General features: G+C 69.3%; 24 protein-coding genes. 2 read left to right on the plus strand and 22 right to left on the minus strand.

What is annotated here, in order from left to right; translation table 11 throughout:
• Window positions 1-5 precede the first annotated feature (5 nt).
• From V6D00_11175 to panC, 18 genes are all read right to left on the minus strand, one after another.
• Window positions 6-800: a flagellar motor protein MotB gene (locus tag V6D00_11175; protein ID HEY9899733.1), complete on the minus strand. Its 795-nt coding sequence runs from the start codon at window positions 798-800 to the stop codon at window positions 6-8.
• A gap of 1 nt (window position 801) precedes the next feature.
• Window positions 802-1,590 carry a flagellar motor protein gene (locus V6D00_11180; GenBank protein HEY9899734.1) on the minus strand — a complete coding sequence of 263 codons (789 nt, stop codon included), beginning with the start codon at window positions 1,588-1,590 and terminating at the stop codon, window positions 802-804.
• The gene (locus V6D00_11185) at window positions 1,590-1,826 is read right to left on the minus strand and encodes a flagellar FlbD family protein (GenBank protein HEY9899735.1); all 237 of its coding nucleotides are present in this window, start codon (window positions 1,824-1,826) and stop codon (window positions 1,590-1,592) included. The genes V6D00_11180 and V6D00_11185 overlap by 1 nt, the downstream gene beginning before the upstream one ends.
• Complete coding sequence (locus V6D00_11190; protein ID HEY9899736.1) at window positions 1,823-2,110, minus strand: EscU/YscU/HrcU family type III secretion system export apparatus switch protein; 288 nt, start codon at window positions 2,108-2,110, stop codon at window positions 1,823-1,825. Before V6D00_11190 ends, V6D00_11185 begins: the two co-directional genes overlap by 4 nt.
• Window positions 2,111-2,118: 8 nt before the next feature.
• Window positions 2,119-3,690: a flagellar hook-length control protein FliK gene (locus V6D00_11195; protein HEY9899737.1), complete on the minus strand. Its 1,572-nt coding sequence runs from the start codon at window positions 3,688-3,690 to the stop codon at window positions 2,119-2,121.
• Between the two features lie 119 nt (window positions 3,691-3,809).
• A complete protein-coding gene (locus V6D00_11200; GenBank protein ID HEY9899738.1) occupies window positions 3,810-5,126 on the minus strand; it encodes a flagellar hook protein FlgE in 1,317 nt (438 codons plus the stop codon).
• Window positions 5,127-5,254: 128 nt separating this feature from the next.
• Window positions 5,255-5,683 (minus strand): flagellar hook capping FlgD N-terminal domain-containing protein, encoded by a 429-nt coding sequence (locus tag V6D00_11205; protein ID HEY9899739.1) that lies wholly within the window; start codon window positions 5,681-5,683, stop codon window positions 5,255-5,257.
• 28 nt (window positions 5,684-5,711) lie between these two features.
• The gene (locus tag V6D00_11210; GenBank protein HEY9899740.1) at window positions 5,712-7,190 is read right to left on the minus strand and encodes a flagellar hook-length control protein FliK; all 1,479 of its coding nucleotides are present in this window, start codon (window positions 7,188-7,190) and stop codon (window positions 5,712-5,714) included.
• A 27-nt stretch (window positions 7,191-7,217) separates the two neighbouring features.
• Entirely contained in the window at window positions 7,218-7,715 is a 498-nt protein-coding gene (gene fliJ / locus V6D00_11215; protein HEY9899741.1) for a flagellar export protein FliJ, read from the minus strand.
• 9 nt (window positions 7,716-7,724) lie between these two features.
• Complete coding sequence (gene fliI / locus V6D00_11220) at window positions 7,725-9,038, minus strand: flagellar protein export ATPase FliI (protein HEY9899742.1); 1,314 nt, start codon at window positions 9,036-9,038, stop codon at window positions 7,725-7,727.
• Window positions 9,038-9,871 carry a FliH/SctL family protein gene (locus V6D00_11225; GenBank protein ID HEY9899743.1) on the minus strand — a complete coding sequence of 278 codons (834 nt, stop codon included), beginning with the start codon at window positions 9,869-9,871 and terminating at the stop codon, window positions 9,038-9,040. The genes fliI and V6D00_11225 overlap by 1 nt, the downstream gene beginning before the upstream one ends.
• A 13-nt stretch (window positions 9,872-9,884) precedes the next feature.
• Window positions 9,885-10,898, minus strand: a complete 1,014-nt coding sequence (gene fliG / locus V6D00_11230; GenBank protein HEY9899744.1) for a flagellar motor switch protein FliG — start codon at window positions 10,896-10,898, stop codon at window positions 9,885-9,887.
• A gap of 1 nt (window position 10,899) precedes the next feature.
• The gene (gene fliF / locus V6D00_11235) at window positions 10,900-12,504 is read right to left on the minus strand and encodes a flagellar basal-body MS-ring/collar protein FliF (protein HEY9899745.1); all 1,605 of its coding nucleotides are present in this window, start codon (window positions 12,502-12,504) and stop codon (window positions 10,900-10,902) included.
• An 8-nt stretch (window positions 12,505-12,512) separates the two neighbouring features.
• A complete protein-coding gene (fliE, locus tag V6D00_11240; GenBank protein HEY9899746.1) occupies window positions 12,513-12,959 on the minus strand; it encodes a flagellar hook-basal body complex protein FliE in 447 nt (148 codons plus the stop codon).
• 4 nt (window positions 12,960-12,963) lie between these two features.
• Entirely contained in the window at window positions 12,964-13,368 is a 405-nt protein-coding gene (flgC, locus tag V6D00_11245; protein HEY9899747.1) for a flagellar basal body rod protein FlgC, read from the minus strand.
• A 16-nt stretch (window positions 13,369-13,384) separates the two neighbouring features.
• Entirely contained in the window at window positions 13,385-13,804 is a 420-nt protein-coding gene (gene flgB / locus V6D00_11250) for a flagellar basal body rod protein FlgB (protein ID HEY9899748.1), read from the minus strand.
• Window positions 13,805-14,098: 294 nt separating this feature from the next.
• Window positions 14,099-14,773 carry a (d)CMP kinase gene (gene cmk, locus V6D00_11255; GenBank protein ID HEY9899749.1) on the minus strand — a complete coding sequence of 225 codons (675 nt, stop codon included), beginning with the start codon at window positions 14,771-14,773 and terminating at the stop codon, window positions 14,099-14,101.
• A 13-nt stretch (window positions 14,774-14,786) separates the two neighbouring features.
• A complete protein-coding gene (gene panC, locus V6D00_11260) occupies window positions 14,787-15,656 on the minus strand; it encodes a pantoate--beta-alanine ligase (GenBank protein HEY9899750.1) in 870 nt (289 codons plus the stop codon).
• A gap of 227 nt (window positions 15,657-15,883) precedes the next feature.
• Between panC and V6D00_11265 the strand changes: the two genes are divergently transcribed.
• Window positions 15,884-16,240, plus strand: a complete 357-nt coding sequence (locus tag V6D00_11265) for a hypothetical protein (protein ID HEY9899751.1) — start codon at window positions 15,884-15,886, stop codon at window positions 16,238-16,240.
• Here the strand turns inward: V6D00_11265 and V6D00_11270 are convergent.
• Window positions 16,237-17,664, minus strand: a complete 1,428-nt coding sequence (locus V6D00_11270; protein ID HEY9899752.1) for an amino acid permease — start codon at window positions 17,662-17,664, stop codon at window positions 16,237-16,239. The two genes, V6D00_11265 and V6D00_11270, sit on opposite strands and share 4 nt — an antisense overlap.
• Before the next feature lie 243 nt (window positions 17,665-17,907).
• Between V6D00_11270 and V6D00_11275 the strand changes: the two genes are divergently transcribed.
• Window positions 17,908-18,348, plus strand: a complete 441-nt coding sequence (locus tag V6D00_11275; GenBank protein ID HEY9899753.1) for a hypothetical protein — start codon at window positions 17,908-17,910, stop codon at window positions 18,346-18,348.
• On the opposite strand, the gene V6D00_11280 is transcribed toward V6D00_11275, so the two are convergent.
• The 3 genes from V6D00_11280 to V6D00_11290 form a co-directional block, all read right to left on the minus strand.
• Window positions 18,349-19,197: a DUF4388 domain-containing protein gene (locus V6D00_11280; protein HEY9899754.1), complete on the minus strand. Its 849-nt coding sequence runs from the start codon at window positions 19,195-19,197 to the stop codon at window positions 18,349-18,351. It abuts the gene before it with no gap.
• Between the two features lie 63 nt (window positions 19,198-19,260).
• Window positions 19,261-20,811 (minus strand): murein biosynthesis integral membrane protein MurJ, encoded by a 1,551-nt coding sequence (murJ, locus tag V6D00_11285; protein HEY9899755.1) that lies wholly within the window; start codon window positions 20,809-20,811, stop codon window positions 19,261-19,263.
• Window positions 20,801-21,388 carry an HAD family hydrolase gene (locus tag V6D00_11290; protein HEY9899756.1) on the minus strand — a complete coding sequence of 196 codons (588 nt, stop codon included), beginning with the start codon at window positions 21,386-21,388 and terminating at the stop codon, window positions 20,801-20,803. The genes murJ and V6D00_11290 overlap by 11 nt, the downstream gene beginning before the upstream one ends.
• Between the last annotated feature and the right edge of the window lie 21 nt (window positions 21,389-21,409).

Below are 21,409 nucleotides of genomic sequence, written 5' to 3' on the forward strand. Positions count from 1 at the left end.
GCCTCCTAGTAGCGAGTCGTGTCAGGGGAGGGCGGAACAGGGGGCTGCGCGGCGCGCAGGACCACGATGTCGACGCGCCGGTTCTGGGCACGGTGGGCTTCGGTGTCGTTGGGAACCTTGGGGTAGTATTCCCCGTACCCCGCCGCTGATAACCGGCGCGGCTCGTAGGAATGGCGCTCTATCAGGAACCGCACCAGGTTGGTCGCGCGGGACGCCGACAGCTCCCAGTTCGAGGGGTAGCGCGCCGTCGAGATGGGGGTGTTGTCGGTGTGACCCTCGATCCGCATGGTGTGGTCGAAGGTCCTGAGCATGCGCGCGATCCGGTCCAGGGTCGGCACCGCCTTGGGGCGCAGGCCCGCGTCGCCGGGCATGAAGAAGCCGGCGTTCGAGATCGAGACCACCAGGCCCTCGCTCGTGACGGTCGCCTCCAGCTCGTCGGCGAGGCCCGCCTCCTCGGCCATCTGCTCCACCTCGGTCGAGAGGCGCTCGAGCTCCAGCTGCTCGGGCGGCACGATGAGCTGCTCGTGGGGCAGCACGCCCTTTCCGCCGTCCAGGAGGGTGTTCTCGCGGTGACCCGCACCCTTCAGATCGATCACGGTGCTGTTCGCGCCCATGGACTTGTTGAGCGACTCCTTGAGCTTCTCGTACTTGGCCACGTCGACCTGGGAGAGGGCGTACAGCACGACGAAGAAGACCAGCAGCAGCGTGATCAGGTCGGCGTAGGTCAACAGCCAGCGCTCGGAAGAGCCGCCGCCGTGGCCGCCCCCGCCGTGTGCCCGGCGCGCGCGCCGACCGCTCAAGCTAGACCTCCTCGGCGGGCTTGAGGGCGCGCCGCATCTCGGGCGAGAGGAAGCTCTTGAGCTTCTCCTCGACGATCTGGGGGTTGTCGCCCGCCTGGATGGCGAGGATCCCCGCGAGCATCATCTCGCGGACCAGGACCTCCTGCTCGCTGCGACGCTTGAGCTTGGTGGCCAGCGGCAGCCAGAGGAGGTTGGCGGTCCAGACGCCGTAGAGGGTCGCCACGAAGGCCACCGCGATCGCCCCGCCCAGACCCGAGGGGTTGCTGAGATTCCCCAGCACGTGGATCAGGCCCATGACCGTTCCGATGATGCCCATGGTGGGCGCGAAGCCGCCCATGGCCTCGAGGATGCCGAAGGAGGCCGCGTGGCGGCTGGCGATGAAGCTCAGCTCGGTCTCGAGCATGTCGCGGACGGTGTGCTGGTCGATGCCGTCGGCCACCATCTGCATCCCCTTCTGGAGGTAGTCGTCGCCCGCCTCGGCCACGTCGGCCTCGAGGGCGAGCAGCCCCTCGCGGCGGGCCTTCTCGGCGTAGCCGACCAGCTGCGGGATCAAGGAGACCGGGTCGTAGGGGTTGGCCGTGAAGGTCAACGACAGCATCCGGGGCAGGTTGAGGACGTCCTTCAGGGGGAAGGCGATCAGGGCCGCGCCGAAGGTGCCTCCGAACACGATGATGAAGGCCGTCAGCTGCCAGAGGGCGGTGAGGCCGTGGATGCCGCCCGACTCCATCGCGCTGGCGACGAGCATGGCCCCCCACCCGAGGAGCAGTCCGAGAATGGTTGCGATTTCCACTAGGCCTCCGCTACGACGGCCGCGCCGGGCGCGGCCCCAAGAATCAAGCGAACATCGGGGTGGCAGCGGCGCTTGAAGGCGGCCACCCGCTCGATCACCTCGTCGACGGACTCCTGCACCACGTAGCGCTGGTTGGAGGTCAGCGCCACGATGGTGTCGGGCGTCGCCTCGACCGACTCGATCAGGTCGCAGTTGATCACGAACGCGATCCCGTTAAGGCGGGTGAGCTTGATCACTGCCTTGCCTCTCCCTTCTCGCGGTTCATCCGCTGCACGAACACCAGGACCTCCGCCACCACCGGATAAAGCTCGGCGGGGATCGCCTCGCCCAGCTCCAGGACCGAGAGGCTCTCGACCAGAAGCGGGTCGTGGTGGACCGCGACCCCGTGCTCGGCGGCGAGCGCCAGGATCTTCTCGGCCGTGAGCCCGCGGCCGCTCGCGACCACCGTCGGGGCCTCGTCGTGCTCGGTCTCGTAGCGCAGCGCCACGGCGCGCTTTTCGGCGTCCTCACCGGTGGTCATGACGGCTCCTAGCCATAGAAGTCCACGCCCGAGGCACCCGCGACACCCGAGGCGGGGGCCGTCCCTGGCGCCTTGCGGCGCTGGGCCTCCTTGCGCAGGCCCATGGTCCCGACCCGGACCCCGACCCCCTCGATTGCGTCTCGCAACTCCGGGAGGCGTGCTTCCAGGAAGGCCGCCGCGGCCGGATCCTGGAGGGAGACTTGGCAGTTTACCTGGCGCTGATTCAAAAGTAAATCGATCCGGATGCCGTGCAAGTGAGGCGTATCGAGGGCGATGACCACGCGCGTGGCCCCGGAGGGGCCGCTGGCCGTGGAATCGCCCTCCCCCTGGCGCTCATGTACCCGGATCTCGCCGCTTCCCCTACTCCACCATAAAGGAATCGTGAAGGCAAGCCCTTCGTCGCCCGCCGCGCGCAGCTGGCCGAAGCGGATCTCGTCGCGCAGGGCCCGGGCATCGGCGTCCACCGGGTGACGATCCACCACCCGTTCCAGGACCTCGGCCAGGCGCTCGCGCGGCACGGCCGCCTCTTTAGAGGCCTCTTCGGGGGCTTGCTCGGCCATGCGGGCCAGGTCCGCCTCGGGCGGCACCAGGGCGGCCACCAGGCGACGAAGGGCCGCTTCGACCTCGGTGCGTCCCCCCTCGGGCAGCGCCAGGCCCTGCAGCCTCGCGAGGGCCTCGGCCTTCGGGGCGAGCGGCGCCGGGGCGGGGGGCTCGTCGTGGCGGACCTCGATCGGAGCGCCGGCTTCGGCCAGGAAGTCCGACAAGAGGGCATCGAGCGCGGCCTCGAAGGCGGGTTGCCTGGCGGCAGGCAAGGCGCGATAAGCCCGGACGATCGCCTCGTGGAGCGACGGCTGGGCGCCGTCAGCCTCGATCGTCCCCGGGTGGGGCGCCGGGGAGAGGGACGCCGGGGGCTGGGCCGAGGGCCGGGCCGGGGACAGGGACGCCGGGGCCGAGGGCTGGGCCGGGGCGCTCGGGATCGAGACGCTCGGAGCCTTGGCGCTCGGATCGTGAGCCTCCCCTTCTGGCGCCTCGTCGGCCGGGCTCGCGAAGGCGGCGAGCAGGCGTGTCACCGCCTCCGCGAGGGCCTCTCGGCGCTCGGGCGCGATGGTGGCGAAGAGGCGCTCCAGGCCCTCGGCGAGATGGGGCACGCGCGAGGTCTGCGCCTCGCGCGAGGGCAGCCGCGACTCGTCCTCGGGTCCCCACTGGAGCGAGACCTGCTCGACCATGAGCTTGAGGCGCTCCCCCGAGGTCTGGGGGGCGTCGTGGCGACCGAGGACCATCAGCGCCGTCTCGGGGGTCACCGGCAAGCGCCTCACCACCAGAAAGGCGATCGCCGCCGCGTCGCGAGGCTCGGGCCGCTCGAGGCGCGAGAGACCTCGCTCGACCTCCTTGAGCAGCATGGGGTCCAGGCGCCCCTGCTCGGCCACCAGGGCACGGGCGGCCAGTAGGCGGGTGGGCTCGGGCGGGAGGCCGAGCTTCTCGACCTCCTGGGCCAGATGACCGTCGCTGAGAACGTCCGCGATGAGGTCGATCGCCATTCCCTTGAGGGCCTCGATGCGCGACCGGACGTGCTCGCCCACAAGCGAAGCGCCCGGCTCCGGGGAAATCCCCCCCGAAGCCGGGAAAACTCCGCCCGGGACCACCGGGCCGACGCCATGCACCTCCAAGGGTCAGGTCCTGCGAAGCCGAGTCGCGAGCGCTAGCGCTTGAGCGACATCAGCTCCTGGAGCACCTCGTCCGAGGTGGTGATGATCTTGGAGTTGGACTGCAGGCCGCGCTGCGCCACGATCATGTCGGCGAACGACGAGGCCAGGTCCACGTTCGAGTTCTCGAGCGAGCCGGGGGCGATGAGCCCGCGCGAGCCCGCGCCCGCGACGCCCACCTGGGGCTCGCCCGAGTTGGGCGTCGCCGAGAAGAGGTTGTCGCCGTTGACCAGAAGACCGACGGGGTTGGTGAAGGTCGCGACCGACACCTGACCGAGGACGCGGGTGCGGCCGTTCGAGAAGACGCCCTGGATGGAGCCCGCGGCGTCCACCGCCACGCCCGTCAGCGAACCCGACGAGTAGCCGTCCTGGTCGGTCATGACCGCGGTGCTGTTGTAGAAGCTCTTCGACTCGTCGGTCCTGGGGTCGTTGTACTGGGTCATGGAGCTGGTGTCGCCGGGCTTGCCCAGGTTCAGCTTGATGTTGAGCTGGTCGAAGTCGCCGGCGTTGGCGGGGTCCAGGGTAAGGGTCGGCTGGTCGTAGCTCGCGAAGACGCCCTTGTTGTCGAAGGTCAGGGTGCCCAGGTCGTAGGAGGTGGCGCCCCCCTGGAAGGAGTCGGCCTTGTCCGGCACGAAGGCCACCGTCCAGGTGTTGGTCGCGGTCTTGGTGAACTCCACGTTGCCCTTGTGGACGTTGCCCTTGGAGTCGAAGATCGTCACCGAGCTCTTGGCCTTGCTGTTGGGATCGGGATCGATCGGGGTCAGGGCCTCGAGGTTGGCGCCGATGCGGATGTTCTGGGTGGCCTGGGGGGTCAGGGTGACGCCGGCGGGCACCCTGAGGGTCTCGGGGGGGCGGGCGGTCTCGACCTTGTAGGTGCCATCCGGCTGCGAGGTGGCGTTCCAGCCCATGACCTTGAAGCCGTTCGAGATCTTGACCAGGTTGCCCTCGCGGTCGAAGTCGAAGGAGCCGTCGCGGGTGAAGACCTGCTGCTTGCCGTCGCTGACGACGAAGAAACCCTCGCCGCTGATGGCCATGTCGGTGCTCTTGCCGGTCGGATTGAGCGAGCCCTGGCCCATGAGGAGGTCGATGGAGCCCACCGTGACGCCGAGGCCCAGCTGGCTGGGGTTGGTTCCGCCCAAAGCGCCGCTGGGAGCCGAGCCGCCGCGCAGGGTCTGCAGGAACTGCTCCTGGAAGTTCACCCGCTGCGCCTTGTAGCCGATGGTGTTCACGTTGGCGATGTTGTTGCCGATGACATCCAAGCGGATCTGCTGGTTGCGCAGACCGGACACGCCGGAGTTGAGTGAACGAAGCATCTGGACTCCTCCTTATGGGGTCACCGCGAGGCAATCGGGGAAAATTTCGGCCGCCAGGAAGGCGAAACCTTCCGACTAGTATTGGTATCGGCCACGCAAGCGAGACCTTTAGGGGCGGCTGTGGCCGCTTAGGCGATCTGCTCGATGTGCTGGATCTCGACCGGCACCAGGGCGCCGTCGGCCTCCCCGTCGGGCTTGACCATGAGCTTGATCGCGCCGTCCACGCGACGCGCCTCGACGACCTGGCCGGCGAAGTGGGCGTCGTCGGTGCGCACGGCCACCTTCTTGCCGATCAGGCCGGAGGCCTGGCTCAGCTGACCGAGCTCGGCCTGCTGGGAAAGGGTCTTGCTCAGGTTCTGCATCTCCTCGAGCGAGCTGAACTGCGCCATCTGGGCGATGAACTCCTTGTCCTCCATGGGGTTCATGGGGTCCTGGAAGCGCAGCTGGGTGACCAGCAGCTTGAGGAAGTCGTTCTTGCCGAGATCCGAGTTCTTCTTGGTGGTCGTCTGGACGGGGTTGTTGTTGCTGCTGCCCGAAACGGCTCCGGTCTCTGCCATGGGGATTCGCCTCCTGAACTAAGGGCGTCTAAGCCTGGTAATCGATGCGCTCGGCGACGGCGGACGCTTCGCCCGCCGCCTCCTCCGGGGTCATTTCCGCGACGGGCTCGCCCGCGTCGTCGAAGCCGAGGGAACGAGGGCGGCCGGACGCCTGCGCGTCCTGCTGCGACTGCTGCTGGGACTGCTGCTGGTAACCGCCCGAGAGATCGAAGCCCTGCTCGGGGCGACGCTGATCCTGCCCCACGCTGACCTCGAGGCGGTCGATCTTGATGCCCTGATCGGCGAGCGTCTGGCGCAGCTCGGCCATCTGGACCTGCATCATGTCGCGCGTCGCGCTCTGCTCGACCCGGATCGAGGCGCTGAGCGTGCCCTGGTGGGAGACGACGCGGATCTGCATCCGGCCGAGATGCTCGGGGCTGAGCTGCAGGCGCAGCTCGGTCGGCTTGCCGGGCTCGCGGGCCGCCTGCTCGAAGGAGGTCTTGAGGGCCTCGCGCATGGGCATGGCCTCCGCGCGAGGGGCATCGCCATCGAGAACCCGCGCCTGGGGCACGGCGACCTCCGCCGCCTGAACGGGGTGGTGCAGCTCCCACGGCTGGACCGCAGCCTCCGGCGCGGGGCTCGCCTGAGCGCTCGCTGCGGGGCCGGCGGGGACGTTCTGCGTCTCGAGCGCCTTGGTCAAGGCCTCGGCCGCGACCGGCTTCGACTCGGTGGGGATCGGCGCCTGCGCCGTGGCGCGCGCCGCGGCCTCCTGGTGCTTGCGGTTCAGGGGGGCGTCGTGGGCCGTCAGGCTCATGGTCGCCTTGACGGTCTCGAGGGATTCGGGCACGTGCTGGCGCGCCACCGGGCTCACGGGAACCCTGGGCATCTGATCGCCGGCCGCCGGCTCCTCGCCCTCGGAGGCCTCCTCGGGCAACGCCTCGGCAGTAGGGGCATCGACGGCCTCCGAGACGGCCTGCGCGACAACGGTCGCCGCCGCGAGTGGGTTCAGGGCGGCCTCGGCGACCTGGGGCTGGGCAGGCGTCACGGGAGCCGTCACGGGAGCCGTCACCGGAGCCGTCACGGGGGCCGTCACGGGAGCCGCCACGGGAGGCGCCGCGCCGACGACGGCCGGGGCCTGGGCGAGCTGGACGGGAGGCACCGGCACCGCAGAGGTGACCTGCACCAAGCCCGGCAGCATGACCTGGGGGTCGTGCAGCGAGGGCTGGGCGGGGATGGTGGCCTCGACGCCGGGCTGAGCTGCCTGGTCGGCAGCGGGCGGCTGCGCGACGGTCTCGTCGGGCTTCGCCGCATCGCGGCTCGAACCCTCGCTCGAGGGCTCCGCCTCGGCGCGCTCGGGCCTGCGCTCTGCGCGCTCGGGCCTGCGCTCGGCGCTCCGGGCCGGCTCCTGCCGGCGGGCGCTGCGGTCCATGGCATTGGCGAAGCCGTCGCGGGGCGAGGCGGAAGCCCCGGCCTTGGTGCGGACGGGAGCCGTCTCGGCGCCCGGGAAGATCTGGATGGGTTGAGTCAAGGGGGAATCCTCCTCGTCGCAGGGGCCCTACTTCTCCCCTTCTTCCATCATCGGCGGCGGTGAAGGAAAGTTGAGGGCATTCGTCCGCGCGAATCGGATCGTCGCGAGCTCGTCGATGAAGCGGGCCTCGGCCCGGTCGAGCCCGCGCTGGTGCTCGGCCTTGGCGCTCGCCTTGAGCTTCTCGAGCACCTGGACCTTCTGGGCGGCCTCCATCAGCTCGGCGCGCGCCGCCTCGGCCTCGCGCTCGGCCTGGGCGATCGCCCCGAGCTGCCGATGCGCCTGGTCGATCAGGTGGCCCAGGTGGTCGTGGCCGAACTGCATGGCCTGGAGGTCGAGGCGGCCCGAGGCCTGCATGGCGAGGATCTCCTGGCGCGCGCGGCCCTGCGCCTCGACGAGCCCGGCGTGGCGATCGCGCTCGGCGACGACCTTGGCCTGCGCCTCGCCCAAAAGCTGCGCCCTCTGGTCCTGCACCCGCACCGCTAGATCCAGCACGGTCTGGAGGCGGAACTTGAACCCGCTCGCCATGGACCGGGCCTATTCCCCGAACAGGCCCTGGAGGGCCGCGACCGTCTCGTCCATGACCATGGGCTCGTTCACCCCCTGCCTCAGGAAGAAGTTGACCGCCTCGATCCGGGCGATCGCCCGGTCGATGGAGGGGTTGGATCCCGCGGCGTAGGCCCCGATGTTGATCAGGTCCCGCGCCTCTCGGTAGGTCGCGAGCGTCTCGCGCAGGGCCCCTGCGGCCCGCACGTGCTCTAGCGGGACGATCTCGGTCATGACGCGCGAGACCGACGACAGCACGTCGATGGCCGGGTAGTGGTTCTGCGCGGCGAGATCGCGCGAGAGCACCACGTGCCCGTCCAGGATGCCTCGCACCGTGTCGGCGATGGGCTCGTTGGTGTCGTCGCCCTCGACCAGCACGGTGTAGAGGGCGGTGATGGCCCCCACCTCGGAGGTACCCGAGCGCTCCAGGAGGCGCGGCAACAGGGCGAAGACCGAGGGGGTGTAGCCCTTGGTCGCGGGCGGCTCGCCGACGGCGAGGCCCACCTCGCGCTGGGCCATGGCGAAGCGCGTCACCGAGTCCATCATCATGATCACGTTGGCGCCCTGGTCGCGGAAGTACTCGGCGATCGCGGTCGCGACGAACGCCCCCTTGAGGCGCTGCAGAGCGGGCTGGTCCGAGGTCGCGACCACCACCACCGAGCGCGCGAGGCCCTCCGGCCCCAGGTCGCGCTCCAGGAACTCCCGCACCTCGCGACCTCGCTCGCCGATCAAGGCGATCACGTTGAGGTCCGCATGGGCTGAGCGCGCGATCATGCCGAGCAGGGTCGACTTGCCGACCCCCGAGCCCGCAAAGATGCCGATGCGCTGCCCCTCGCCGCAGGTGAGCAGGCCGTCCATGGCGCGCACGCCCAAGGGCAGCGGCTTGTGGATTCGCTGGCGGGTCAGGGGGTTGGGGGGCGGGGCCTCGAGCGGGGCGCGGTGGGTGGCCAGGAGGGGGCCCTTGCGGTCGATGGGGTTGCCGAGGCCGTCGAGGACCCGCCCCAGGAGGTGGGGCCCGACCCGGACCCCCAGCGTCTGGCCGGTGGCGGCCACCGGGCTGCCCGGCTTGACCCCCTCCATGAGGCCGAGCGGCATCAGGAGGACCCGGTCGTCCCTGAAACCGACCACCTCGGCCATCAGGGGGGGGCGGTTCGAACCGAGGGAGATGCGGCACAGCTCGCCGAGGCTCGCCCGGGGCCCGAAGCTCTCGATCACCAGGCCGATCACCTGGGCGACCTTGCCCTCGACCCGGATGGGGTCGGCACCTTCCACGCGCGAGAGGGCCGCCGCCAAGAGGTCGCCCATCAGCGCCCGAAGCCCTGGGGCGAGAAGCCCCCGCCCCCGAAGGGACTCGCCTTGCCGCTCTTGGCGGGAGGCGCAGGGGGCGCCTTGCGCAGGTCCTGGAAGGTACCGGACAGGCTCGGCTCGGCCTCGGGCTCCGCGTCGAGCACCGCGCGGGCGAGCTCCTCGAACTGGGTCGCGAACGTCGCGTCGACGCGACCGGTCTTGGTCTCGACCACGCAGCCGCCGGCCCCGACCAGGGGATCGGCGACGACCTCGAATTTGGGCGCCGGCTGCGGCTTGCTCGCACCGAACGGGCTGGGCGGGGGGGGACCCAGGTGCCCCGCGTCCTGGGGGTTGAGGCGCACGCGCACGACGGCCTCGCCGGCCACCTTGGCCACGGCCGCGTCCACCAGGCCCTTGACCAGGGCCGCATCGCGCGGCTCCTTCAGGAGGACCTTCGAGGCGACGATGAGGCCCAGCCGCATCAGATCGGGCTCCAGCTCGCCGAGCCTCGCCTCGCGCTCGGCGTTGAAGGCCTCGGCGGCGGCGCGCACGGCCTCGATGCCCTGCTGCCAGGCGGCGAGGCCTTCCTGGAACCCGTCGTCGCGGCCCTGGGCCAGGCCGTCCTCGTAGGCCGCGCGGGTCACGCGCTCGATGAGGTCGTTGGCCTCGGCCTCGGCAGCTGCGAGCAGGGCCTGGGCCCGGCGCTCGGCCTCGGCCAGGAGCTCGGCGGGATCGATCGCAGGAGCCGCCTCGACGTCCTCGGCCGGGACGTTCTCGGGCTCGGGGACGCTGACGACCCACTTCCCGTCGATCCAGCGGGTCTGATCGCGCTTGATGATCTTGCCGCTCATGACGCTCGCCGCCTCAGCTCAGCAGCTCGTCGCCGCCGCCGCGCGAGACGATGATCTCGCCGCGCTCCTCGAGCGCGCGGATGATCGAGACGATCTTTTGCTGGACCTCTTCCACGTCGCGCACGCGCACCGGGCCCATGAAGTCCAGCTCGTCGCGGACGATCTTGCCCATTCGCTCGGACATGTTCTTGAAGACCTTGGCCCGGACCTCCTCGTTGGAGCCCTTGAGGGCGAGCGAGAGCTCCTTGGTGTCCACCTCGCGCAGGATGCGCTGGATCGAGCGATCGTCGAGGATGACGATGTCCTCGAAGACGAACATGAGCTTCTTGATCTCCTCGGCGAGATCCGGGTTCTGCTCTTCGAGCGACTCGAGGATGGTCTTCTCGGTGCCACGGTCGACCGAGTTGAGCATGGAGACCAGGGCCTTGATGCCGCCCGCGTTGGTGAAGTCCTGGCTCATGACCGCCGAGAACTTGCGCTCGAGCACCTTCTCGACCTCGCGCAGGACCGCGGGGGTGGTGCGGTCCATCTGCGCGATGCGGGTCGCCACGTCGGTCTGGAGGTCGCTGGGAAGACCCGAGACGACAAGCGCCGCCTGCTCCGGCTTCATGTAGGCCAGGATGAGGGCGATGGTCTGGGGGTGCTCGTTCTGGATGAAGTTGAGGATCTGCATGGGATCCGCCTGGCGGATGAACTCGAACGGCAGGGCCGTCAGGCTCTCCGAGAGGCGGTGCAGGATCTCCTCGGCCTTGTCGGCGCCGAGGGCCTTGGTCAGGAGCTCGCGGGCGTAGCCCACGCCGCCGGTGCTGATGTACTGGTTGGCCTGGAGGACGTGGTAGAACTCCTCGAGGATGCCCTCGGTGTCCTCGGGCGGCAGCTTGCCCAGGTTCGCGACCTCGAGGGTGAGGGTCTCGATGTCCTCGTTGTTGCCCAGGTACTTGAGGATCTGGCTCGACGTCTCGGGGCCGAGCGCCACCAGGAGCGCGGCCGCCTTCTGCTTGCCGGATAGGTGTTGCTGCCGTGCCATGTTACTCGTCCTCGAGCATCCAGGATTTCAGCAGCTTGGCCACGTCCGAGGGCTGCTGCTTGACCACCTTGGTGATCTCCTTCTGGAGGTGCGTCTTGCGGTCGTCCTCGCCGATGGTGCCGATCGAGGCGGGCTGGGAGAGCCGGGCGTCCACGTCGAAGCCTTCCAGGGTAAGCGGGGTCTCGTCGAAGCTCTCGGCGCGAGCGGCGAGGCCGCGGCGCAAGAGGAAGAGCGCCGCGATGCCGATCAGCACGCCCACCAGGATCTTGAGGTAGCTCTGGACCGTCTCCTGCTGCTTGGCCTTGGCGAGCTCCATCTCCTCGGCCTTCTGGACCGTGTCGTTGAACTTCTGGGCCGTCACGACGACCGTGTCGCCGCGCACCGCGTCGCTGCCCGCCGCGGCCGAGACCATCTGCTTGAGGTCCGCCAGCTGCTGGGGGTCCAGCTCGCCGTTGACGGCGACCGCCACCGAGAGGCGCTTGATCTCGGCCGGCGCCTTGATCTTGCGGGTCACGTTCTTGTTGACCTCGTAGTTGCGGACCAGGTCGCTCTTGTTGTAGGCGCCGGGCACGCCCGCGGACTCGGAGGCCGGGTAGGTGGGCAGGCTCGCGTTGGCGCCGCCGTTGATGTTGGAGGTGACGCCCGGGATCCCGCCGCTGGGCGCACCCGCCCCGTTGTAGCTCTCGCGCAGCTCCTTGGTCGAGCGCAGGATGCCGGTCTGGCTGCCATCCTGGTTGCGGACCACGGGCTGGTAGGTCTCCTCGTTGGTCTCGACCTGGCTGAAGTCCAGGTCCGCCGCCACCGTCACCACCGAGTTGTTGGGACCGAGCACCCGATCGAGGGTCGCCTGGAGGTTCTTGCGCAGGCCGCTCTCGACCTGCTTCTTGACCTCCATCTGGGACATGGTCAGCTCGGGAGACGCCATGCCGTCCTCGCCGGGGCCCACCTCGTCCGAGTAGTTCCGGCCGTCCACGTCGGTGATGACCACGTTGGCGACCTTGAGGCCCTCGACGCTCTTGGCCACCAGGTACGCGACGGTCTTGACCTGCTCGCCCTTCAGCTTGGCGCCCGGCCTGAGCTTGACCACCACCGCGGCCGAGGGCTCCTCGGCACTGTCCGAGAAGAGGTCCTTCTCGGGGATGACCAGGTGGACCCGGGCGGTCTCGATGCCGTCCAGCGACTGGATGGTGCGCACCAGCTCCCCTTGCAGGGCGCGCTGGTAGTTGAGCTTCTGGAGGGCATCGGTCATGCCGAACTGGTTCTTGTCGAAGAGCTCGAAGCCCACGGTGCCGCCCTGGGGCAGGCCCTTGGCCGCCATCTCGAGGCGCAGCTCGTGGACCTTGGACTTGGGCACCATGATCGCGGAGCCCGTGACCTGGTAGGGGACCTTGGCCTCCTTGAGCTTCTCGATCACCTGGCCGGCGTCCTGCTCCTCCATGTTGGTGAAGAGGGGCGACCACTCCGGCGTCTGGGCCCAGAGCACCAGCATGACGATGGCCACCACGCTCGCGGCGGCGACCGCCCCGAAGACGATCCGCTGGACCTGCGTCAAGCTGGTCCAGATGCGGGTGATGTCTTGCTTTAGCTGCTTGATGAAGTCGTTCATTTAGGGGACTAGACGGACATCCGCATGATTTCTTGGTAGGCGTCGAGGAGCTTGTTGCGCAGCTGCATGGTCAACTCGACCGAGATCCCGGCCTTCTCGGCCGCGATCATCACGTCGTGCAGCTCCACGTCCCCTCCCGTCGCAAGCTCGTTCTTCAGGGAGTCGGCATGGATCTGCTCCGCGTTGACGCTCTCCAGGAAGGCCCCGAGGGGCTTGCCGAGCTCGGAGATCGCCGTGGGGGCCGCGGGCTGCGCCGGCGCCACCGGAGCGGCGAACAGGGACTTGGCCGGCTTCTCGACCGGGGCCATGGGCAGCTCGGCCCGCTTGCGCTGGGCCTCGTCGAACATGCTGCCGAAGTCGGCGCCGGGTGCCGCCTGAGGCTGACCCAGCTTTGGGAAGGGCAGACCGAGACCCGGAGCCCCGGGAATGGGAATGAAAGGAGGAAGCCCAGCCATGCGCCTAGATCTCCAGGGCCTTGTTGGCAGCACCCTTGAGGGCCTGCACGACGGTGACGTTTGCCTCGTAAGAGCGGGTCGCCGAGATCATGTCGGTCATCTCGGCGACGGGATTGACGTTCGGGAACGCCACGTAGCCCTGCTGGTTGGCGTCGGGGTGGCCGGGGTCGTAGACCAGCCGGAAAGGGGCCTGGTCCTCGACGATTCCCGCCACGTGGACGCCGGTGCCCGGGAGACCCGGGCGGTTGGAGGGCTTGGCCTCGAAGACGACCATCTCGCGGCGGAAGGGGGTACCCTTGTCGGTTCGGGTCGTGTTGGCGTTGGCGAGGTTGCTCGCGATGGTGTCCATCCGCAGGCGCTGGGCCGTCAAGGCGCTGCCGCTGACGTTGAGGGCGTCGAAGGTGCTCATGGGTCCTCCTCGGGGCCTAGTTGCCGCGGATGATCGAGTGCAGCCCGGTCATCTTGCGCTTCATCAGGTCGGCAATGGCGTTGTAGGTGACGTTGGCCTGCGCCAGGCGCGTCATCTCCGCGTCGATGTCGACGTTGTTGCCGTCGTTGCGCATGGTCACCTCGCTGGATCGCGAGACCGTGGCCTGGAAGTCGTCGAGGCTCTGGGGACCATCCACCCGGTAGTGCCCCGGGTGCGTGGCCGCCATCGGGACCGAGAAGGCGTCGGGCCGCGAAACGGTCCTGGCGAGCGCCCCCTCGAAGGCGACCTCGAAGCGCTTGTAGTGGGGGGTGTCGGCGTTGGCGACGTTCTCGGCGATCGCCTTCTGACGCATGGAGAGGCCGTCCAGCGCACTGGCCATCACCTCTGCGTTCTTGCCGAACAGCTTGTCCAACACGGAGCGAACCTCCCCGGCCCAAGGCCGGCCTTCTCGAGCACCCGACGCACCGTCCATGGCGCCGCGCCTCGCTTTGAATCATGCAAGCCCGCCCTGGCTCGCGTCCGCTAAGGGCTACATACCCGCGAGCAGCCTCTCCCGAAACCGGAAACTCACGCTAGCTTCACGCATCATAGCAGAAACCGCGCCGGATCGTTGTGACGGCCGGCCAATTTCCCCCACCTTTGAGAGTAGCAGGTGAGAGGCGGTCATGCGAGGGGCCAAACGGCCCACGTGCACCGGATTTCGAAAAATCTATCGTCCGACCCCTGTGCCCGCGCGTGCCACGATGGCCGCGACCACCTCGTCGGCGCTCAGGCCGTCGCTGTCGAGCAGGATGGCGTCCTCGGCGGGCTTGAGCGGGGAGTGCTCGCGCGTCGAGTCGAGGGAGTCGCGGCGCGAAATCTCGAGCTCGAGCGCCGTGACGTCCACCACGTGCCCGGCGCGCTCCAGGTCCCTGGCCCGGCGGCGCGCCCGCTCGGCAGGGCTTGCGACCAGGAAGATCTTGAGGTCAGCCCAGGGAAAGACCACCGTCCCGATGTCGCGCCCCTCGGCGACGACCCCGCCGGCACGGCCGATGGCCTGCTGCAGGGCGACCAGCTCCCTGCGCACGCCCGCCACCTTGGCCACCTCCGAGACGCGCCGGGTGACCTCGGGGGTGCGGATCGCCTCGGTCACGTCCTCGTCGTCGATGGCGACCCGATCGCCCTCGGCCCCCGGCGTGAAGGCGATCGCGCACCGCTTGGCCAGCTCGGTGAGGGCGGCCTCGTCGCCGAGGTCCAGGCCCGTGGCCAAGGCCTTCCAGGTGAGTGCCCGGTACATGGCACCGGTGTCCAGGAAGACCAGGCCGAGCTGCTGGGCCACGCGGCGCGCGACCGTGCTCTTGCCGGCACCCGCGGGGCCGTCGATGGCGATTACCAGGCGGTTCATCTAGAGACTCTCCTTAAAGGGGAAGGGCGCAGAGGGCGGCGTCGGGGCCGTGGGGATCCAGGATGACGTTGTCGATCAGGCGCGTGCTCCCCAGCTGGGCTGCCACCAGGGCCACCGTGCCGGGCCCCGCGGCGGTCGCGGGCCCGAGGTGCTCGGCGTCCACCGCCGAAAGGTACTGGAGCGAAAGGCGTGGCTCGGCCTCGAGGTAGGCGCGCGCCTGAGCGAGGGCCTCGGCGAGCGGGTGATCCGCAACGCGGCGCAAGAGAAGGCCGAGCGAGCGCGAGAGGCGAAGGGCCGCCACCCGGTCCTCGGCGCTCAGGTAGGTGTTGCGGCTGCTCATGGCCAGCCCGTCGGCTTCTCGCACGATCGCACCGCGCACGATCTCGGTGGGGAAGGCCAGATCCCGGGCCATCCGGCTGAGGACGCGCCACTGCTGGAAGTCCTTCTGGCCGAAGTAGGCCCGCTCGGGATTTACCAGATTCAGCAGCTTGGCCACGACCGTGGCGACGCCCGCGAAGTGGCCCGGACGCAAGGCCCCGCAGAGCACCCCGGTCAGCTCGGGCGCAACCGAGACCTCGGTGGCGAAGCCCGGCGGGTACATCTCCGCGACCGAGGGCGCGAAGAGCACGTCCACCCCGACCGCCTCGCACATGGCGCGATCCCGCGCGAAATCGCGCGGGTAGCGCGCGAGGTCCTCCCGGGGACCGAACTGCTTGGGGTTGACGAAGATCGAGGCGACCACGACCCCGCACTCGCGCCGGGCCTGGCGCATGAGGCTCATGTGGCCCTCGTGGAGAAAGCCCATGGTGGGAACGAAGCCGATGCCTCCTGCCGGGGCGCGAAGCGCCGCGCGCAACGCCGCGCCGGTTTCGACGATAAGCAAGCCGCAAGTCCTTTCAGTCAGAGCAAAGCCGCGTCAATTCTATCACCCCCGCCGCCAGGCGACCATAAGAGCCGGCTGGCGGGGGTGATGCCACCGCCAAACCCTTTCGCCGCCCCGGCCATTCGCGGCAGCGATCGCCCCTCGTAGGATCGGCCCTGTGCGAGGGGTCGGTGGTGCGTGGTAAGCCGGCCAAGCAAAGCATCTGAGGAGCGACGCGTGCGATGAGCGTGAGTGACTTCGATCTGCTGGGGTGCCCGGTGAGCGACTACGCCACCGGCAAGCTGCTCGGCCGCGTCAAGTGCGTGGTGCGCGAGGCCCCGAGCGCGGGCATCGCGAGGATCGCGCTCGAGTGCGCGAGCGAGGCCCAGGGCGCCGCGTGGGAGGAGCCGCTCGACGTGACGCTCCACCACGAGCCGCGCTCGCAGCACGACTACATGGTCGGGCAGTACGCGACGGTCAACCTCGCCGACGGTGACGGCCGCCCCATCGTCCAGGCGGGCGGCCTGATCACCCCGCAGGTGCTGGATCGCGCCCGCCGGGCGGGGCTGCTGCACCGCCTCGGCGCGACCTTCGCCAAGGATTAGGCCTTCTTGCCCAGGATGCTGTGGCGGAAGCCGTAGGAGAAGTAGCAGACCAGGCCGATGGTGAGCCAGATGCCGAAGCGGGTCCAGGTCTCGTGCGGCAGCTTGATCATCATGTAGCCGCACGACAGCACCGCCCCCACGGCGATTACCGGCAGCATGGGCGCGCGGAAGCCGCGCTTCCACTCGGGGTGCTTGACGCGCAGCACCCAGACCCCGATCGCCGCCATGATGAAGGCGAAGAGGGTCCCGATGTTGGCGAGCTCCGCCACCATCGAGATGGGGGTGAAGGCCGCCAGGGTCGCGATCGCCACCCCGGTCAGGATGGTGGTGACGTAGGGGGTGCCGAAGCGGGGGTGGACCTTGGCGAAGACCTTGGGAAGCAGGCCGTCGCGGGCCATGGCGAAGAAGATGCGGGGCTGCCCCATCATCAGCACGACCAGCACCGAGGTGATGCCCGTGACCGCCCCCACCGAGAGGAGGGCGGCCGCCCAGCCCTTGTTGACGTACTCGAGGGCGAAGGCCAGAGGCGCCGGGTCGTTGAGCAGCTTGGGGTAGAGCGACTGCGGAATGACGCCGGTGAAGATGGCGGCGATGACGATGTAGAACACGGTGCAGACGCCGAGCGAGGCGATCAGGCCGATCGGCAGGTCTCTCTGGGGGTTCTTGACCTCCTCGGAGACCGTCGAGATGGCGTCGAAGCCGATGTAGGCGAAGAAGATGGTCGCCGCCCCGGTCATGACCCCGTTGAAGCCCTTGGGCATGAAGGGGGTCCAGTTGCCCGGGTTGACGTGGCCGAGCATCAGGGCGATGAACAGCAACAGCACCAGCACCTTGAGGAAGACGAAGAAGGTGCTGACGTTGGCGCTCTCCTTGATCCCGCGGATCAAGAGCGCCATGACCGCCAGGGCGATCACGAAGGCCGGCACGTTCATCAGGGCTCCCGGGACCACGCCCGGGGCGTTGACGAAGGCCGCCGGCAGCTCGAGGCCGACGTTGTGGAGGATCTTGACGAAGTACCCTGACCACCCGATGGCGACCGCGCTGGAGGCCACCACGTACTCGAGGATCAAGGCCCAGCCGATGAGCCAGCCGAAGATCTCGCCGAACGCCGAGTAGGCGTAGGTGTAGGCGCTGCCAGAGGCCGGGATCATCGAGGCGAGCTCGGCGTAGGCGAGGGCCGCGAAGGCGCAGGCGATGCCCGCGATGATGAACGAGAGGATGATGCCGGGGCCGGCCCAGCGGGCCGCCGCGGTGCCGGTGATGACGAAGATGCCGGTCCCGATGATCGCCCCGATGCCGAGGGCGGTCAAATCGAGGGCGCCGAGCACCCGCTTGAGGCCGGAGTCGTGGAACTGGCCGACGGGCTTACGAACGAGTAACCGCCTCAGGATGGAGGGGGGGAGGCGGTCTTCGGTGTGGGTCACGCTCAATCACTTCTCCTCGTCGACGAGACGTTGGCGCCCCACGTGGACGCCGGCGGTCCAGGCTATCACAAGAGCGCCCGCGGCGCGAGATTCCTGCCACTATAGCAAAGCGATCGAAATCGCATCAAGACGTTCGAGCGGGATCAGGGCAAACCGATGCGAAAAGGATGGCCATCCCGCCGATGCCGCGACACCACCGCCCCCCTAGAATCGAAGCAAGCGAGACTTGACAGGGGGTGCGCCATGCCGCGAACCATCCACCTCACGCCCGGGCGCCGGAGGCTCAACGCCGTTCTGGCGCGCGCGGCCCTGGCCGGCGCCCTCTGCGGCGCGCTCGCCCCGGCCGCCACGGCCGCCCAGGCGAGCGGGTGGATCGAGCCGCCGCCGGTGGTCGCCTTCAGCGCCCTCGCGCGCGCCCAGAGCGACCTGGACATCCTCCAGGCCGCCATCGAGGCCTACCGAGGCCAGCACTTCTTCCGGTACCCCGAGGCCTCGACCCTCGTCGAGCTGGTGCGGCTGCTGGATGCGCGGCGGCTGCTGCCCCCGGGCTTTTCCCCCACCCTCGAACTGAGCGAGTTCCGGGCGGATCGCAAGGGCTACAGGATCAGCGCCCGGGTGGACGCCGAGGTCCTCACCATCCAGACCCCCGAGCGCTTCGACCCCTTCTGGTCGTTTCTCTGGTGACTAGAGCAGGCTGGTGATGCGGGCGCGCAGCTTGCGCATGCACTCCTGGCCCTGGTCGAAGCCGACCATGCGCGAGATGGCCATGCCCAGGCGATCCGAGAGGTCGACCATCTGGCCGAAGGTCACGTCCTCGAGGTCGGCGAGGCCCATCTCCCGGCAGGCCGAATCGACCAGGTTGTTGGCGACCTCGTAGCCCACGTACTCCATGACGATCAAGGAGAAGGAGTCGAAGCGGGTCCGCTGGATGGGAGCCGAGGCCAGGTCGGGGCCGTGGTCGGCGCTGTGGGCGACGGCCGCCCCCGTGTAGAGCAGGCTCTTGAGGGCGCCGCAGGTCTCCATCTCGCCGAGGCGCGACTCCGCGAAGAACTGGGCGAGCGTGAAGGAGCGCGGCAGCTTGCGCATCCAGTGGGGGATCCACTCGGGAGGGTCCTGGCGGTCCCACGTGAAGGCGTCCAGGGCGTCCTGGGTGTAGGAGACCGCGGTGGTCAGATCCGCGATGAGCCCCTTGTAGTGGTGGCACTCGTCCATGCGGCGCATGCCCTCGAGCAGGACCCAGTCCACCTGGCGCGAGATGTTGTGCTCGGGGATCTCGTCGGGGGCGCACTCGACGACCTTGAAGGTGCCGACCTTCCACCAGCAGATGATCCGGAACATGGCGTCCTCGCCGCGCAGGGCGTTGACCGCCGCGTACTTGAGGTTGCCGCCGACGAAGTACATCTCGGCGGCCTGGCCGATCTCGACCCGCGACAGCTCGAGCTTCGCCGTCTTCTGCTCCAGCTTGATGAGCTGCACCAGGTTGGGGAAGCTGATAGAGGCGATATTGCCTTCCAGCAACGTGAGGTTCGCCAAGAGTCGTTCCCTTTCCGCATCTGTTCAGAGGTGAGCCGCCCCATTATACCTCAAGAGCGACCGTCACTCGCCGGCGACCGCCTGCCGCCTGCGCCCACGGAGGGCCGCGACGAAGGGCACCCGCAGCGCGACCAACAGCCCCACGTAGCTCGCCAGGCCGAGCACCCCCAGGAGGGCCAGCTGCAAGAGCGCCCCCAGCTGGCCCTCGCCGGGCAGCACGACGCGCGCGATCGCCGTGACGGAAGTGGCCACGATCGCCGAGGCCAGGGCCTTGAGGGCGGTCGGGACGCTGGGCGAGAGGCCCAGCCGGCCGAGATCCTTGCGCAAGAGGCCGCCCAGGATCAGCATGTTCAGGACGGTCACGAGGGTCGTGGAGAGGGCGAGCCCCTTGATGCCGAAGCGGACGAAGTAGGAGTTCAGCAGGAAGTTGGTGCCGATGGAGACGAGGGTCACCATGAGCGGGACGCGGCTCTTGTTCTGGGCGTAGAACACCCGGGTGAACAGGTCGCGCGTGGCGTAGGCCACGATCGACAGGGCCACGATCGACAGCACGGTCGCGGTGGCGGCCGTGTCCCGGGCGCTGAACGCCCCGCGCTCGAAGGCCAGCCGCACCGCGCTCTCGCCCAGCACGACGAGCAGGCCCGTCATGGGAAGGGTCGTCAGCACGATGGTCTGGAGGCCCTTGTTGAGCCAGCCGTGCAGGCTCGCGCGATCGCCCGAAGCCGCCGCCTCGGTCAGCTTGGGGAACATGGGCACCAGCAGGGCCGTGAGCATGATCCCGAGCGGCAGCTGGATGAGCAGGTTGGAGTAGTTGAAGACGCTGATGGCCCCCGAGCCGACCTTCGAGCAGAAGGCCGTGCCGATGGCCACGTTGATCGAGCCCACCGAGCTCGAGAGGGCCGCAGGCAGGAGCATGCGCAGCATGTCGACGAAGGCCGGGTGGGTCAGCGGCGCCGGGCGCAGGGGCGCGCCCTCGGCGATCTCGCGCCAGTCGCGCACGACGGGCCACGCCTGCAAGAGGAGCTGGCCGACGGCCCCGGCGAGAGTCCCCCATGCGATCGCGAGCGGCGAGGAGGTCGCGAACACCAGCGCGATCACCGCCAGGCTCGAGACCATGGGCGAGAGGCTCGCGTTGGCGAACTTGCCGCGGACGTTGCTGACCCCGCACAGGGCGCCCACCAGGCCGCCGATCACGATCAGCGGGGCCATGATCCGCAGCTGGGTGACGGCCAGGGCGTGGGCCTCGCTCGACAGGCTCGGCCCGGTGACGGCGATGACCCAGGGCGCAAGGGCGAAGACCACCGCGGCGAAGAGCCCCGTCAAGGCCGCCGTGCCGAGGAGGATGGTGAGCAGCACCCCCGGGATCTCCTCGCGCTCGCCCCGGGTCTCGAGGCGGGTCACCGCCCCCATGGTCGCAAGGTGGAAGGGACCGTTGAGGCCGCCCAGCATGATGAGGAAGAGAGCGGGCAGGATGTAGGCGACGGTGTTGGCGTCCTTGACCATCCCCGCCCCGTAGGCGCCGGCGACCACGCTCTCGCGAAGGAAGCCCGCCCCCTTGCTCACGAGGAGCAGGGCGGCCATCACGCCGCTGGCGCGGGCGAGCTTAGAGGCCACGACGCCCCTCGAGGTCGGCGAGGATCCACTCCACCGCCGAGAGCAGGGTGGGCGCCACGAAATCGGGCTCGACCTTCCACTGGTACTCGCCCGAAAGCACCCGCTCGCCGTAGCCCGAGGTCAAGAGCACCGTTCGGCAGCCCGCGTTCTGGCCGAGCTCGACGTCGGTGGCCTTGTCTCCCACCACGTAGGAGATCGCGCGGTCGACGTCGTGCTTGGCGCAGGCCTCGTCGACCATCTGGGTCTCGGGCTTGCGGCACTTGCAGACCCGGGTGTAGCGGAGATCGGTGCCGTCCGGCAGGTGCGGGCAGTAGTAGATGTCGTCGAGGAAGGCCCCCTCCTCGAGCAGGAGGTCCGTCAGGCGCTGGTGGAGGACGTGGATGTGGCTCTCGGGGTAGTAGCCGCGGGCGGGCCCCGACTGGTTGGTGGTCAGGATCGCGAGCACGCCGGCCTCGTTGAGGCGGCGGACGGCCTCGCCGGCCCCGGGGATGAGGTTGAGGTTGTGGGCCTCGTGGATGTAGCCGACTTCTTCGTTGATCGTGCCGTCACGATCGAGGAACACCGCAGCGCGCTTCACCTTGGGGCCGCTCCTTTGCAC

The organism is Pantanalinema sp. (assembly GCA_036704125.1).
Classification (GTDB): domain Bacteria; phylum Cyanobacteriota; class Sericytochromatia; order S15B-MN24; family UBA4093; genus JAGIBK01.